Annotated in this window: 14 protein-coding genes and 1 other annotated feature; of the genes, 12 read left to right on the forward strand and 2 right to left on the reverse strand. The window is 49.5% G+C overall.

Annotated elements, in window-relative coordinates; genetic code table 11:
• Position 1: 1 nt before the first annotated feature.
• The 9 genes from KNP94_RS09705 to KNP94_RS09745 all read left to right on the forward strand — a co-directional run bounded on the left by KNP94_RS09705 (position 2) and on the right by KNP94_RS09745 (position 7,223).
• On the forward strand, positions 2-676 hold the full coding sequence (locus tag KNP94_RS09705; RefSeq protein ID WP_214768687.1) for a septum site-determining protein MinC: 675 nt from the start codon (positions 2-4) through the stop codon (positions 674-676).
• A 5-nt stretch (positions 677-681) separates the two neighbouring features.
• Complete coding sequence (gene minD, locus KNP94_RS09710; RefSeq protein WP_051667297.1) at positions 682-1,530, forward strand: septum site-determining protein MinD; 849 nt, start codon at positions 682-684, stop codon at positions 1,528-1,530.
• Between the two features lie 63 nt (positions 1,531-1,593).
• On the forward strand, positions 1,594-2,940 hold the full coding sequence (locus tag KNP94_RS09715) for a ribonuclease E/G (protein WP_215115610.1): 1,347 nt from the start codon (positions 1,594-1,596) through the stop codon (positions 2,938-2,940).
• A gap of 66 nt (positions 2,941-3,006) precedes the next feature.
• Positions 3,007-3,076, forward strand: a sequence feature (ribosomal protein L21 leader region).
• 15 nt (positions 3,077-3,091) lie between these two features.
• Positions 3,092-3,400, forward strand: coding sequence for a 50S ribosomal protein L21 (rplU, locus tag KNP94_RS09720; RefSeq protein WP_012370978.1), 309 nt, complete (start codon positions 3,092-3,094; stop codon positions 3,398-3,400).
• A gap of 3 nt (positions 3,401-3,403) precedes the next feature.
• Positions 3,404-3,742: a ribosomal-processing cysteine protease Prp gene (locus KNP94_RS09725; RefSeq protein ID WP_029331048.1), complete on the forward strand. Its 339-nt coding sequence runs from the start codon at positions 3,404-3,406 to the stop codon at positions 3,740-3,742.
• A 14-nt stretch (positions 3,743-3,756) separates the two neighbouring features.
• A complete protein-coding gene (gene rpmA, locus KNP94_RS09730) occupies positions 3,757-4,035 on the forward strand; it encodes a 50S ribosomal protein L27 (protein WP_012370976.1) in 279 nt (92 codons plus the stop codon).
• 68 nt (positions 4,036-4,103) lie between these two features.
• Positions 4,104-4,589, forward strand: a complete 486-nt coding sequence (locus KNP94_RS09735) for a Spo0B domain-containing protein (protein ID WP_029331047.1) — start codon at positions 4,104-4,106, stop codon at positions 4,587-4,589.
• A 15-nt stretch (positions 4,590-4,604) separates the two neighbouring features.
• Positions 4,605-5,900 (forward strand): GTPase ObgE, encoded by a 1,296-nt coding sequence (gene obgE, locus KNP94_RS09740; protein ID WP_029331046.1) that lies wholly within the window; start codon positions 4,605-4,607, stop codon positions 5,898-5,900.
• Positions 5,901-5,945: 45 nt separating this feature from the next.
• Positions 5,946-7,223: a hemolysin family protein gene (locus tag KNP94_RS09745; RefSeq protein ID WP_215115611.1), complete on the forward strand. Its 1,278-nt coding sequence runs from the start codon at positions 5,946-5,948 to the stop codon at positions 7,221-7,223.
• A 525-nt stretch (positions 7,224-7,748) separates the two neighbouring features.
• Here KNP94_RS09745 and KNP94_RS09750 read toward each other — a convergent pair.
• Together KNP94_RS09750 and KNP94_RS09755 are read right to left on the reverse strand one after the other, a co-directional pair.
• A complete protein-coding gene (locus KNP94_RS09750) occupies positions 7,749-8,291 on the reverse strand; it encodes a transcription repressor NadR (protein WP_088837529.1) in 543 nt (180 codons plus the stop codon).
• A gap of 27 nt (positions 8,292-8,318) precedes the next feature.
• Positions 8,319-9,404, reverse strand: coding sequence for a cysteine desulfurase family protein (locus KNP94_RS09755; RefSeq protein WP_215115612.1), 1,086 nt, complete (start codon positions 9,402-9,404; stop codon positions 8,319-8,321).
• Between the two features lie 97 nt (positions 9,405-9,501).
• Between KNP94_RS09755 and KNP94_RS09760 the strand changes: the two genes are divergently transcribed.
• Genes KNP94_RS09760 through nadA form a run of 3 tightly spaced genes read left to right on the forward strand, consistent with a single transcriptional unit; the run spans position 9,502 to position 12,830 of the window.
• Entirely contained in the window at positions 9,502-10,932 is a 1,431-nt protein-coding gene (locus tag KNP94_RS09760; RefSeq protein WP_214804390.1) for an L-aspartate oxidase, read from the forward strand.
• Positions 10,901-11,743, forward strand: a complete 843-nt coding sequence (nadC, locus tag KNP94_RS09765; RefSeq protein WP_214802163.1) for a carboxylating nicotinate-nucleotide diphosphorylase — start codon at positions 10,901-10,903, stop codon at positions 11,741-11,743. The genes KNP94_RS09760 and nadC overlap by 32 nt, the downstream gene beginning before the upstream one ends.
• A complete protein-coding gene (gene nadA / locus KNP94_RS09770) occupies positions 11,733-12,830 on the forward strand; it encodes a quinolinate synthase NadA (protein ID WP_215115613.1) in 1,098 nt (365 codons plus the stop codon). Before nadC ends, nadA begins: the two co-directional genes overlap by 11 nt.
• Positions 12,831-12,879: the final 49 nt, after the last annotated feature.

Genomic DNA, 12,879 nt, shown 5'->3' on the forward strand with positions numbered 1-12,879 from the left:
CATGATTGAACGTAAGCGTTATGTAACGATGAAAGGTCATCGTGGTGGCCTTGCCGTTTATGTAAACGAACGGTGCAGTGTGGATGAATTTCTTGACGACTTAGAATTGACGCTTGCCGATAAATCCGTCGAGAACGGACGCGCCGTACCGATTACGTTCTTCTTTGGGCGACGTTACGTCGACGAAGGTGTCGTGACAGCGGTCGAATCGATTGTCGGACGACATGATTCCTTTTCATTTAACGGGTATGACAGTGAGTGCCTGACGAAAGATGAAGCAAAAGCATTATACGGGGAACGGACCTTCCACTATTTTGGTGGAACTGCTAGGAGCGGTCATGTCCTTGATATTGAAGGGTCCATCGTCGTCATCGGTGACATCAACCCTGGTGCTGTCGTACATGCGACTGGCAGTATCTATTGTCTCGGAGCATTAAGAGGAACGGTTCACGCCGGTAAAGGTGGTAATGATGAAGCAGTCGTCGCTGCAAGTATGCTACAACCGAAGTGGATTTCGATTTCCGACATCGTCCATGATGAACCGTATGATGCACCGGTACCGGCCTTAGAAATGGGTTGTGCGTTTATAGGGGAAGCGGGAATTGAATTTTCTCGACTCCAAACCGTTCCGCTTGCGCGGATGGATCAGTTTGCGATCGATAGTGAAAGAGGGTGACAGACATGGAACAAGTGAAAGAACAGGTACATAGAGATGCCAAAACGAACGTCGGGCGGGCGATTGTCGTCACGTCTGGTAAAGGTGGCGTCGGGAAAACGACGACGACTGCGAACATCGGAACTGCGCTCGCATTGATGGGCCATTCTGTTTGTCTCGTCGATACGGATATTGGATTACGTAATCTCGATATCGTACTTGGTCTCGATAATCGGAGTATCTATAACATCGTCGACGTCGTGACGGGGCAATGTAAGTTGCACCAAGCACTCGTGCGTGATAAACGTTTTGAAGAGATGTATCTGTTGCCTGCTGCCCAGTCTAAGGACAAATCGTCCGTCACGCCGGAACAGGTGAAAGCGATCATTGACACGTTGAAACTTGAATATGAGTTCGTTTTAATCGATTGCCCTGCTGGAATCGAGCAAGGATTCATGAACGCGATTGCGGGAGCGGATGAAGCCGTCATCGTCACGACACCGGAAAAAGCCGCTGTTCAGGATGCAGACCGAATCATCGGCATGCTCGAACGATCGGAGCGTGAAATCGTCCCGCGTCTCGTCATCAACCGTGTCCGTTCACACATGATGGCATCAGGCGACATGCTCGACATCGATGAAATCATGCGTATCTTGTCGATCGACCTGCTCGGCTTGATCGTCGACGACGAAGAAGTCATCGCGGCCTCGCACCGTGGCGTCCCTGTGACGATGAATCCGGATAATCGGGCCGGACTCGGTTACCGGAACATCACGCGGCGGATTCTAGGAGAGTCAGTTCCATTACTCGACTTAAACGAACAACCGCAAAAAGGGTTCTTCGTGAAATTGAAAAAAATGCTTGGTATGAAATAAGTTAGGGAAAATAGACGAGAAGAGCTATGTTGCTTCTGGTCTATTTTTTTTGGAGGAATTCGTATGAAATGGATTAGTGAACAAACCCCGTCGCTTGAGCGTGTTGCGTTAGTTGAAGGCGGACGGGTCGTCGAGTACCATGAGCGGATGCGAGATGAGATTCGTGTCGGTACGCTGCTCTACGCGAAAGTCGATCGGCTGCATCCGACGCTTGAGGCTGCCTTTTTGATTGCGACCGATGGAACACCGCTTTACTTACCGATCAACGAAACATTAGAAACGTTACGCCGTTACCCGGATGTCCTGACAATCGGTCAGGCTGTCCAAGTCGGTCAGACCGTTCTCGTTCAGGTCGTCAAGGAAGGCACGGCACCGAAACAGCATAAAGTGACGCAAAACATCACCTATGGCGGACGCTATCTCGTCTATTTCCCGTATGGTCGGCGTGTCCGCTTCAGCCGGAAACTCGATCTCGTCACGCAGCAACAATTAGCGGAGCTGATTCAGACAAGTGAGATGGAAGGCATCTTATACCGGACGGAAGCATCGCAAGCAGAAGCCGGTGTACTTGAGAAAGAACTGTTCCAGTTACGTGCCCGTCATGAACAAATGCTAAAGCAGGATAACTTAGAACAGGATGAATCATTGATTGTCCAGGAAGCGAAACGGCTCCCGTTCGTCGAAGAAGCCTGTGTATCGAATCGAATGGAGAAAGAACGATTGGAGCAACTCGGATTACGCGTCGATCGTCCTGTATTGAAAGGACGGCTCCCGGAGATGGGGCATGTCGACCGCGTCATCGAGAAAGCGCTCGAAAAAGTCGTTTGGCTCGATGGAGGCGCCTATTTATTGATTGAAGAAGTCGAGACGATGACAGTGATTGACGTCAATAGTGGAAAGATGATTTCCGTCAAAGAGCAAAAACGGACGTTTGACCAAATCAATGAAGCGGCAGCCGGTGAAATCATGCGGCAATTACGCCTGCGCAACATCAGTGGCATGATTGCCGTCGATTTCCTGCGGGGCTCAAGTAAAGGGCAGACGCGTGTGACGCAATTGCTAAAGGAACGCGCCGCCCAAGAAACGAAGCAAATCGAAGTCTACGGCTTTACGAAGATGGGCCTTTGCGAATTGACGCGGCAACGGCATGGAAAATCGTTACTCGAGCGTTCCATCGTACAAGGGAAGCCGTCACGGATTGCGATTCACCGACAACTCGAACCGAAGTTGATTGAAATTGCGACCTATGCGGAAGCAGCAGTCGTCCGCGTGCCGACTGGCGGATTAAGTCCGTTGTTGCTACAAGATGCACCGGTCGAGCTGTTGATTGTCGAAGGCGAAACCGGTATCTTATTTACGGGAACGAAGCAGGAATGTGAAGAATTTATCGGTCGTCAGCAAAAACAATAAGAACGTTATTGACAATAGTCAACTTCATTTGGTATTCTGAATAACGTTAGTTCGTTTGGAAGCACCAAATGACTACAACCGCACAGACCGGGTTTTAAAGCATCCGCTGCCCGTGATGGCGAGTCTGAGTTCCTAAGAGGAGGTGCACGTAATGTACGCAATTATTAAAACTGGTGGTAAACAAGTTAAAGTCGAAGCTGGCCAAGAGATCTACGTTGAGAAATTAAACGCAGACGTCGACAGCACAGTAGAATTCGGCGAAGTCTTGATCCTTGGTGGTGACGATGTTAAAGTCGGCGCTCCACTCGTAGAAGGTGCGAAGGTCGTAGCAACGGTCATCAAACACGCTCGCGCGAAAAAGATCACAGTCTTCAAAATGAAAGCTAAAAAGAACTACCGTCGTAAGCAAGGTCACCGTCAACCTTACACGAAGGTCCGCATCGAGAAAATCGAAGCGTAAGCCATGATACGTGTTAAGATTCGACGAGATGAAGCGGATTTGATCCGTTCCATCGAAGTGACAGGACATGCCGAGTTTGCTGAGCCTGGTCTAGATTTAGTCTGTGCCGGCACTTCAAGCGTGATTTTCGGAGCATACAATGCAATCGAGTCACTACTCGGGCAGGTCCTGCTCCTTGAAATGGCAGAACAACAAGAGGGTGGCTACTTTTATGTAGAGCCGTACGCTGACTTAGCACCGGATGTCAGTGAACGCACCCAATTGTTACTGGAAGCGACATTGGTCCAACTCGGAACCATCGCTGAAAGTTACGGTGAGTATATCCAACTTGAACAAATATAGGAGGTGGATTCCACATGTTGAAACTTAATCTTCAGTTCTTCGCATCGAAAAAAGGGGTAGGTTCGACAAAGAACGGTCGTGACTCGCAATCGAAACGCCTTGGGGCGAAACGTGCAGACGGTCAAACTGTTTCTGCTGGTTCAATCCTCTACCGCCAACGCGGTACGAAGATTCACCCAGGTATGAACGTCGGACGTGGTGGCGATGATACACTTTTCGCAACTGCAACTGGTGTCGTTCGTTTCGAACGTCTTGGACGCGACAAAAAACAAGTCAGCGTTTACCCAGCATAAGTGATCGATGAAGCAGACTCTAGCCACTTTCGGGGGTTAGGGTCTGTTTTTTTAGGAGGGAACGACCGATGAAGGATGAGCAGGTACTTGATCTTTTAAAGACACTTCGTCACGAATGGTTGAATCGATTACAACTCGTTCGTTCGTATAGCGCGATGGGTGACGAGGCGGCGGTTGAATCGATTTGTTCAGTCTATCGCGAGCAAGCGTCACGAGAAGGACGCCTGACGTTGATTGAACTACCGAAAACAGCGCTCACACTTCAACGAGCGGATTGGACAGGCTTGACTGTCGAATATGATGTGATCGAGAAACCGAAGCAGATTGATGACGTACGGCTAGCGAAAATCATCGAGGCTGCGATTGATATGATTGAAGTGGGAGATGGAGAAGTATCCGTGACCTTCCATGAGGGCGTGACCATCGAGGTCTATCGGGATCTACTAGATATGTCGCGCCTTAAGAATCTAGTGACGCCGATGGAAATCGAGTCACAGACAGCCAATGAGTGTGTGATCGAAATTGAAAGTCTTCCTGTAGGGGAAGAGAAGTAATAGGAGGGATCTGACATGTTCGTCGATCAGGTAAATATTTATGTAAAAGCAGGAGATGGTGGACGCGGGCAAGTTGCGTTCCGTCGTGAAAAATATGTTCCAGACGGTGGTCCAGCCGGAGGAGATGGTGGGCACGGTGCTCACGTCGTTCTTGAAGTGGATGAAGGACTTCGTACGTTAATGGACTTCCGTTACAAACGCCATTTTAAAGCCGTTCAAGGTGAAAATGGAATGTCGAAGGGGATGCACGGACGTAAGTCGGAGCACCTCGTCGTTAAAGTACCACCAGGCACGGTCGTCTACGATGATGATACGGATGCAGTCATTGCCGATCTCGTTCATCACGGGCAACAAGCCGTCGTCGCTAAAGGTGGACGTGGTGGACGCGGAAACTCGCGTTTCGCGACACCTGCGAACCCAGCTCCGGAACATGCGGAAAACGGGGAGCCGGGCGAAGAGAAGTACTTGAAACTTGAACTCAAGATGCTCGCTGATGTTGGACTTGTCGGATTCCCGAGTGTCGGGAAATCAACGATGTTATCAATCGTCTCAGCAGCACGTCCGAAAATTGGAGCATATCACTTCACGACAATCACACCGAACATCGGTGTCGTTGAAACGGAAGACAGCCGTAGCTTCATCATGGCCGACTTACCGGGACTCATCGAAGGAGCAAGTGAAGGTGTCGGACTCGGTCACCAATTCCTCCGTCACGTCGAGCGGACGAAAGTCATCGTCCACGTCATCGACATGAGTGGAATGGAAGGGCGCGACCCGGTTGAGGATTACAACATCATCAACAAAGAACTGGCAGACTACAACTTACGTCTGACGGATCGTCCGCAAGTCGTCGTCGCAAACAAGATGGATATGCCGGATGCAGAAGCGAACCTCGAAGCGTTCAAAGAAGCTTTCCCGGACCTCGAAGTCTTTGCAATTTCTGCAGCGACGCGTCAAGGATTGCGTGACCTCTTGTTCCGGATCGCCGATCTCGTCGATGCGACACCAGAATTTGGTCTTGAAGAGCTTGAAGAAAAAGCAGCGACACCACGTGTTGTCTATGGTTACGAAGCACCAGAAGCTGGCTTTACGATTTCGAAAGATGAAGATGATTGCTTCGTCATCCAAGGACCACGGATCGAGAAACTCTTCACGATGACGAACTTCATGCGGGAAGAGTCGATTAAACGATTCGCTCGGACATTACGTCAAATGGGCGTCGATGATGAGCTCCGTAAGTTAGGTGCGATTGATGGGGACGTCGTTCGGATCCGTGACTTCGAATTCGAATTCATCGAGTCTTCGTTCTAAAGATCACGTAAATCATTCATTTAGGAAATGGAGTGTGAAATCATCGTGGACCCACTTCCCGCGATTCCGTTTATCTGGCTGCTCGTGTTATTGGTCATCTCAGCGTTCTTCTCTTCTTCTGAAACTGCTTTATCTAGCGCAAACCGCTTACGGATTTTGCATCAATCAGAAGAAGGCGACCGTCGTGCCTCACAAGCACTGCGCTTGTTCCAACGCTATGAAGAAACGCTGACCGCAATTTTGATTGGCAATACGATTTCGAACCTCGGTGTTGCGATGATTGGGGGATGGCTTGCGATGACGATGTCACCGGAGCCGTTACCACGCATCGGCATCATTTTCGGAACGTTCTTACTGATTTTGTTATTCGGTGAATTGATTCCGAAATCTTACGCACGGGAACATGCTGAAAAGTACGTCCTCTGGATTAGTCGTCCACTGCGCATGTGCCTGAGTCTCTTCAAACCGGGAGTCTTCTTATTTTTAAAGTTGCGCCACGTTGCACTCGTCCTGATTGGTGCTGATCCGAAAGGACCGCTCGTAACGGAACAAGAACTTCGTGCACTCGTCGACATTAGCGAAGAAGAAGGCGTCATGGATGAAGCAGGGGCTGAGCTTGTCCACCGTGCCGTCGATTTTAAGAACATTACTGTCGAAGAAGCGTTGACACCACGAACAGATATTCAAGCGATTGATATCGATGACAGCTTCGAAGAAATTTTACGTGAGGTACAAAAAGGCGGTTTTTCCCGTCTGCCGGTTTATAAGGACTCGATTGACCATATCATCGGTGTTCTATCCGAACGTGATTTCTTACGCGAGTTCGTCAAAAATGGAACCGTCGACATCCGTGAGTGGATTCGACCGGTATCCTTCGTCGTTCCGCAAACCCATTTGATGGATTTGTTACCTGAACTGAAAGTGAAACAGTCACATATGGCTGTCGTACTTGACGAGTTTGGTGGAACGGCCGGATTAATTACGCTTGAAGATATTTTAGAAGAATTAGTCGGTGAAATTTGGGATGAGCATGATGAATCACTTGAATATACGAAACAGATTGGTGTAAACCGTTTCGAATGTCTCGCAGAGTATGATATTGAAGATTTTTGTGACCAATTCGAGTTGACGATGCCGGAAACAGAAGCCCAGTCGCTGGGCGGCTGGATTATGGAACGTGTCGGTCAAATTCCTGAAGTTGGCACAACGATGACATATGAGCGTGTCACGTTCACGGTACTTCATGTTGAAAACCGCCGTGTCCGAAAAATATTAGCAACATTCGCGTCTGAAGTTGCTGAAACGGTCGAAGAACGATCTTGATCGATTTGGAAGAGGTCTGAATACAACACGTTGATTAAAAGCCGATGATAAAAAAAAGAAGGGATTGCCATCTATCATGGATGTGCAATCCCTTCTTTCAGCGTGTAGACAAAGTGATATCTGAAAATAAAAGTGTCTTTTTTCGTTGCTTTCCTCGGGCGAGGCGCAAGCCGTTGCTCCTTGGTCCTCACGGCCAACGAGCAGGGTCTTGCCTGCCTCTGCAGTGCGTTCCGCGACCCTGCAGCTTTGCTGTAGCGGCGCGGAAGATTGCCGCTTTGAAGACGGGGCGAGACAGGGAAGCGCGAACTGTTGCTTCTCGATATCACATTTTTACGTTTCATAAGAGTTTGTCTACAGTCTAAAAGTCGAAGAGGCATATGCGATCATCGCTTAAAAATCAAACGTAATGAAAGACGATTCTGCCCTGTGCGTAAGAAACGCCGATGTTCCCGCTTTTATGCGGAGCCATCGGCGTTTTCTGTACATACTTTTTTCGTTCATGACGGTCAGGTGCATGCATTTTGGTTAGACGTCCAACTCGGAAACTAGGATGCCGAGATGATCTAACTTTTCAATTGCTGCTTCAAGCGCCTCATCACTGTCAGCTTCTAACGTATGGATGTGGACACCATCCGTCAGACTCGATAATGGGGTCGCCTGTGTTTCTTCAAGGCGTTCTATTAAAACGCGGACATCACGCCGACTTTTCAGCATCAACTCGCCCGTGATGAAACCGTAGACCGGATGTTCGACGATGACGTCAAGAACGGTGACGCCTTCGTCGACGATGGCGTCACATTCTTCTTTAAGTTGATCGTATCCATGACGGCAGACGATTTTTCGCCGTTTTCGTGAAGAATCGTTTTCTAGTTCGTTGAGTAAATACCCGCGAGCCGTAGCTACGACTGGATGACCTTTAGCTTTTAATAACGATAAATCCTGAACGATGACTTGTCGGCTTACACCCGCCTGTTTCGCAAGTGCCGTACCGGTGATCGGATGATCACTATCCTCAATAATCTGTAGGAGTAAGTTTCGACGTTCTTCTCCAGATTGTCTTCTTCCCATTGCCACTCCTGCCCTTCTTCAAAAAAATCATGTATCAAGTGTACATAAGAAATCGATACACCGCTCGACTTCCTCTTTTGTCGTATGAAGTCCAAAACTAAGACGAATCAGGCCGTGTGCTGCCGTTTCATCATACTGGATGGCACGAAGCGTAGAATTCGGTCCATTTTCGCCTGCCCGGCAAGCGCTTCCGGCTGAAACAGCAATTCCAGCCCGGTTCAGGGCAAGTAAAACGAATTGTCCATCCATCCGTTTCGTATGAATGGCACAAATCGAAGCCAGTTGATTGGGTGACTCGACGATGTGATAACTCGCATGAGGAAGTCTTTTTTGTAGCATACCACGAAATTTCTGACTTGCGGCTTGGAAGCGAGGATTTTCAGATTGATAGTGCTCACAAGCAGTCAGGAAAGCGACGATTCCCGGGATGTCGACCGTTCCGGGGCGAATTCCAAGCTCGTGGTGGGCAGCGTAGTAAGGGCTAAAGAGCGGACGGCGTAAATAGACGGCACCAAGTCCTTTTGGTCCGTAGACTTTATGACTGCTGCACGTATAGGCATCAAACGAGTCGATTGAGAGGGGGTGTTTGAGAAATCCTTGCACACCGTCACAGTGAAATAAGATGCCTCTCGCCTGACAAAATTGAGCGATTTCTTCAACTGGAAAAATGAAGCCTGTGTCCGAATTGACGTGTTGAATCGAGACAACACCGACTTCATCCGTGCAGACGGTCTTGAAGTACGTCCAGTCAAATGAACCATTTGGAAGCAGTGGTAAGAGAATCGTATTTGAGGCGAGCCGCTCCAGTGGAAGGAGAACGGAATCGTGTTCGCAAGCAAGTGTCAAGACAGTTGTCTTTTTACTTTGACGAAGGAGGTGCTGTATCGCAATGTAATTCGCTTCCGAGCCACTACCGGTGAAAACGATATTTCCATCAGTTTGACCGAGTAGAGCTAAGAGCTGTGTACGTGCACGTTCGAGAATTTGTGCTGCTCGATTTCCTATGTCATGAAGTGAAGAACTGTTGCCGTAAGCTTGTTCAGCCGCCAATCGATACTGTTCAATTGCACCAGGGTACATCGGAGTCGTTGCCGCGTAATCTAAATAAATCATAAATGAACCGGATCCTTTCGTCTTGTCACTCGACTAAAAATATGCCAAACTTATTGTCAAGATAATAGTAAACTAAAAAAACAGAGGTGTAAAACAAATGTCTTTACATAAACATTTCGTGACCGATGTCTTGATTGTCGGGACAGGGCTTGCAGCAATCACGGTCGCACTCCACTTACCGGACAATCTGCGCGCATTACTCGTCACGAAAGGAACTAGAAGTGAGACGAACTCGATGCGGGCACAAGGGGGGATTGCTTCTTCGGCGCTCGAGGATGATCACGAGGCACATCGCGCAGATACAGTCCGCGCTGCAAAAGGATGGGTGAACCCTGAAGCCGTGGAGTTCGTAACACGCGAAGGAAGGACAGTGATTTCTGAACTCGAAGCACTGGGTGTCATCTTCGACCGTCAAGAGAATGGTGAGTACGCGGTTGGGCGCGAGGGAGCGCACGGTCTTCCGCGGATATTCCATAGCGGGGGTGACCAGACTGGGTGCCGGATGATGGAAACACTATCTGAAAAAATCACGCATCCAGTCCTTGAGCAGACCGTCATCACACAATTGTTAACGTCTGGCGGACGTGTCGTCGGAGCAGCAGGATATCGCGGCGAAGAGCGGATTGAAATTTCAGCACGTGCCGTCGTCCTGGCGACAGGAGGAATCGGCGGCCTTTTGTCGACTTCGACGAATGATACTACGATCACCGGAGACGGATTAGCACTTGCTGCTGCCGTCGGGGCAAACTTGTCTGATTTAGGGTACGTCCAACACCATCCAACGATTTTAGTCCACCATGGAAAATCCGTTGGCTTAATCACAGAGGCGTTGAGAGGTGCGGGAGCATACTTAATGACGCGCGATGGTCACCGTGTGATGGACAATCATCCGGAAGGGGACTTAGCGGCACGGGACGAAGTGGCGGCTATGATCACGGCAGTCCGAAAACAGGAATCGGTTTACCTCAACACGACACCGGTCGTGCAATTAGCGGAACGCTTCCCGACATTCGTCCAAAAATGTGAAAAATTGAACATAAATCCAAAGCTTGTCGAGGTGACGACCGGTGTCCACTTTTTGATGGGTGGGATTAAAACGGATCTTGCAGGACAAACGTCCGTCGCTGGTTTATATGCAGTCGGCGAGACGGCATCAATCGGATTACACGGCACGAATCGTCTCGCTTCGAACTCGTTGCTCGAATGTTTTGTGATGGGAAAAGCCGTGGCACGGCAGTTGCAGCTCGCACCTCGGAGGGCACTACCTGCATTCCGACCGGTCTTTGGATGTGAGGATGATGTTTTACAGGAGAAGTTGAGTGAAGTCTTAACGGTTGAACTTAAAGAAGACCGTCTTCAAGCCACCCTTGAGCAATTAATGAGCGAGTCGGTTCAGCAAACGGGGCGGCAGGCGGAACAAAATCGATTACACATCATGACGGGACGTCTCCTCCTCGAAGGAGCATTACGTCGATTAAAAGAGGAGCGACAAACGAATGAACAGATGGCACCTGCAGCAACAACTTGAAGGATTTTTAATCGAGGATATCGGACATCAAGACATCACGAGTGAACTTTGTCTGACTGGACACGAGCAAGGGACGGGACGATTCCTTGCGAAAGAGGATGGCATCTTTTGCGGCGTCGCCGTGTTGCGTGAGCTTGCACGATTGCTAGAGGTGACATTCATTCAACAGGTTGAAGATGGACAAGCAATCAAGCGGGGACAAGTTCTTGCGGAATGGACGGGCGACTTGCGTTCAATTCTGAGCGGAGAACGGGTAGCGCTTAATTTGATTCAACGGACGTCAGGTATTGCGACATTGACACGCAGTGCTGTTGACCGGGCAGACGGACGAATTCGCATCGCGGATACACGCAAGACGACACCAGGTCTACGGATGCTTGAAAAACATGCTGTTCGCGTCGGTGGTGGCTTCAATCACCGGGGGCGCCTAGACGACGCCGTGATGATTAAAGATAACCACATCACGGCAGCAGGGTCGATCACGGAGGCAGTCAAACGGGCAAAACGTGCCGTCGGGCATACGACGCCGATCGAAGTCGAAGTCGAGACAGAATCGGAAGTCGACGAAGCGGTCAAAGCCGGTGTCGACATCATCATGCTCGACAACCGAACACCTGCAGAAATCAAACGGTTCCGTCAAGCGATTCCGTTGGCGATAACAGTCGAACTGTCCGGTGGCGTGACGCTTGAGACATTGCCGAGATATTGCGACGTCGGCGCCGATTACATTTCAATCGGGGCGTTGACACATTCAGCACCGGCACTCGATATCAGTATGAAAATTCAAGGAGGAAAAAAAGATGAGCTTTGATTTATTGGCGAATCAAGGGATTCCCGGACAGTACTTAGAAAAAACAGAGGCAGAATTAACAGCAATCATTGAAGGGGTCAAACACCGGATGGGCAGTCGGTTGTTTTTGCCGGCGCACCATTATCAAAAAGATGAAGTCGTCCAGTTTGCTGACGCAACAGGGGACTCGCTTCAACTGGCGCAAATCGCGAAACAGATGACGGAGGCCGAGTATACCGTTTTTTGTGGTGTCCATTTCATGGCGGAAACAGCCGATATGTTAACAGATGCTGAACATACGGTCGTCTTACCCGATATGCGTGCCGGCTGTTCGATGGCGGACATGGCGAACGGCTATCAAACGGAACGTGCCTATGCCTATCTCGTCAATCGGCTCGGTGACTCGATTTTACCTTTGACCTACGTCAACTCGACAGCAGAAATCAAAGCGTTCGTCGGACGCCATGGGGGAGCGACGGTGACTTCATCGAATGCTGTCAAGATGGTCGAATGGGCGCTTGCGGAACGGGATATTCTGTTTTTCCTGCCGGATCAACATTTAGGACGAAACACAGCGCATGCGCTCGGAATTCCGCTCGAACAGATGGCGGTCTGGGATCCGATCAACGATCAATTAGTATTTGATGGAGAAGACTCGGACATCCGTGTCATTTTATGGAAAGGGCATTGTTCGGTCCACGAAAAGTTCACGGTCGGTCAAATTGAACAGTTCCGGCTGACGGATCCGGCACGCCAGATTCTCGTCCATCCGGAATGCTCGTTTGAGGTCGTGGAAGCAGCAGATTTAAACGGTTCGACAGCGTATATCATCAATCAAGTGAAGCAGGCGGCAGCCGGCACGAAATGGGCGGTCGGAACAGAGATGAATCTCGTCAACCGGTTGGAGAAGGATTTTCCGGAGCAAGATATTGTATCCCTCAATCCATTCATGTGTCCCTGCTTGACGATGAACCGGATTGATTTACCACATCTTGCCTGGTCACTCGAACAAGTCGAGCGTGGCACGCCTGTCAACATCATCAGCGTCGATGCCGAGACGACAGAATATGCCGTCTTGGCACTGGAGCGGATGCTCGACCGATCATAAATCAGACAGCGCCTTGCCGATTAAACTCATCGGTGAGGCGTTTTTTGTC

This window comes from Exiguobacterium sp. s80, assembly GCF_018618725.1.
GTDB classification, from domain to species: Bacteria; Bacillota; Bacilli; order Exiguobacteriales; family Exiguobacteriaceae; genus Exiguobacterium_A; species Exiguobacterium_A oxidotolerans.

Excerpts from the sequence above, each read along its gene's own strand:
- KNP94_RS09755 (WP_215115612.1), bottom strand. The coding sequence starts at position 9,404 with ATGATTTATTTAGATTACGCGGCAACGACTCCGATGTACCCTGGTGCA.
- KNP94_RS09760 (WP_214804390.1), top strand. The coding sequence starts at position 9,502 with ATGTCTTTACATAAACATTTCGTGACCGATGTCTTGATTGTCGGGACA.
- KNP94_RS09735 (WP_029331047.1), top strand. The coding sequence starts at position 4,104 with ATGAAGGATGAGCAGGTACTTGATCTTTTAAAGACACTTCGTCACGAA.
- obgE (WP_029331046.1), top strand. The coding sequence starts at position 4,605 with ATGTTCGTCGATCAGGTAAATATTTATGTAAAAGCAGGAGATGGTGGA.
- KNP94_RS09750 (WP_088837529.1), bottom strand. The coding sequence starts at position 8,291 with ATGGGAAGAAGACAATCTGGAGAAGAACGTCGAAACTTACTCCTACAG.
- rplU (WP_012370978.1), top strand. The coding sequence starts at position 3,092 with ATGTACGCAATTATTAAAACTGGTGGTAAACAAGTTAAAGTCGAAGCT.
- KNP94_RS09725 (WP_029331048.1), top strand. The coding sequence starts at position 3,404 with ATGATACGTGTTAAGATTCGACGAGATGAAGCGGATTTGATCCGTTCC.
- minD (WP_051667297.1), top strand. The coding sequence starts at position 682 with ATGGAACAAGTGAAAGAACAGGTACATAGAGATGCCAAAACGAACGTC.
- rpmA (WP_012370976.1), top strand. The coding sequence starts at position 3,757 with ATGTTGAAACTTAATCTTCAGTTCTTCGCATCGAAAAAAGGGGTAGGT.
- nadA (WP_215115613.1), top strand. The coding sequence starts at position 11,733 with ATGAGCTTTGATTTATTGGCGAATCAAGGGATTCCCGGACAGTACTTA.
- KNP94_RS09705 (WP_214768687.1), top strand. The coding sequence starts at position 2 with ATGATTGAACGTAAGCGTTATGTAACGATGAAAGGTCATCGTGGTGGC.
- KNP94_RS09715 (WP_215115610.1), top strand. The coding sequence starts at position 1,594 with ATGAAATGGATTAGTGAACAAACCCCGTCGCTTGAGCGTGTTGCGTTA.
- nadC (WP_214802163.1), top strand. The coding sequence starts at position 10,901 with ATGAACAGATGGCACCTGCAGCAACAACTTGAAGGATTTTTAATCGAG.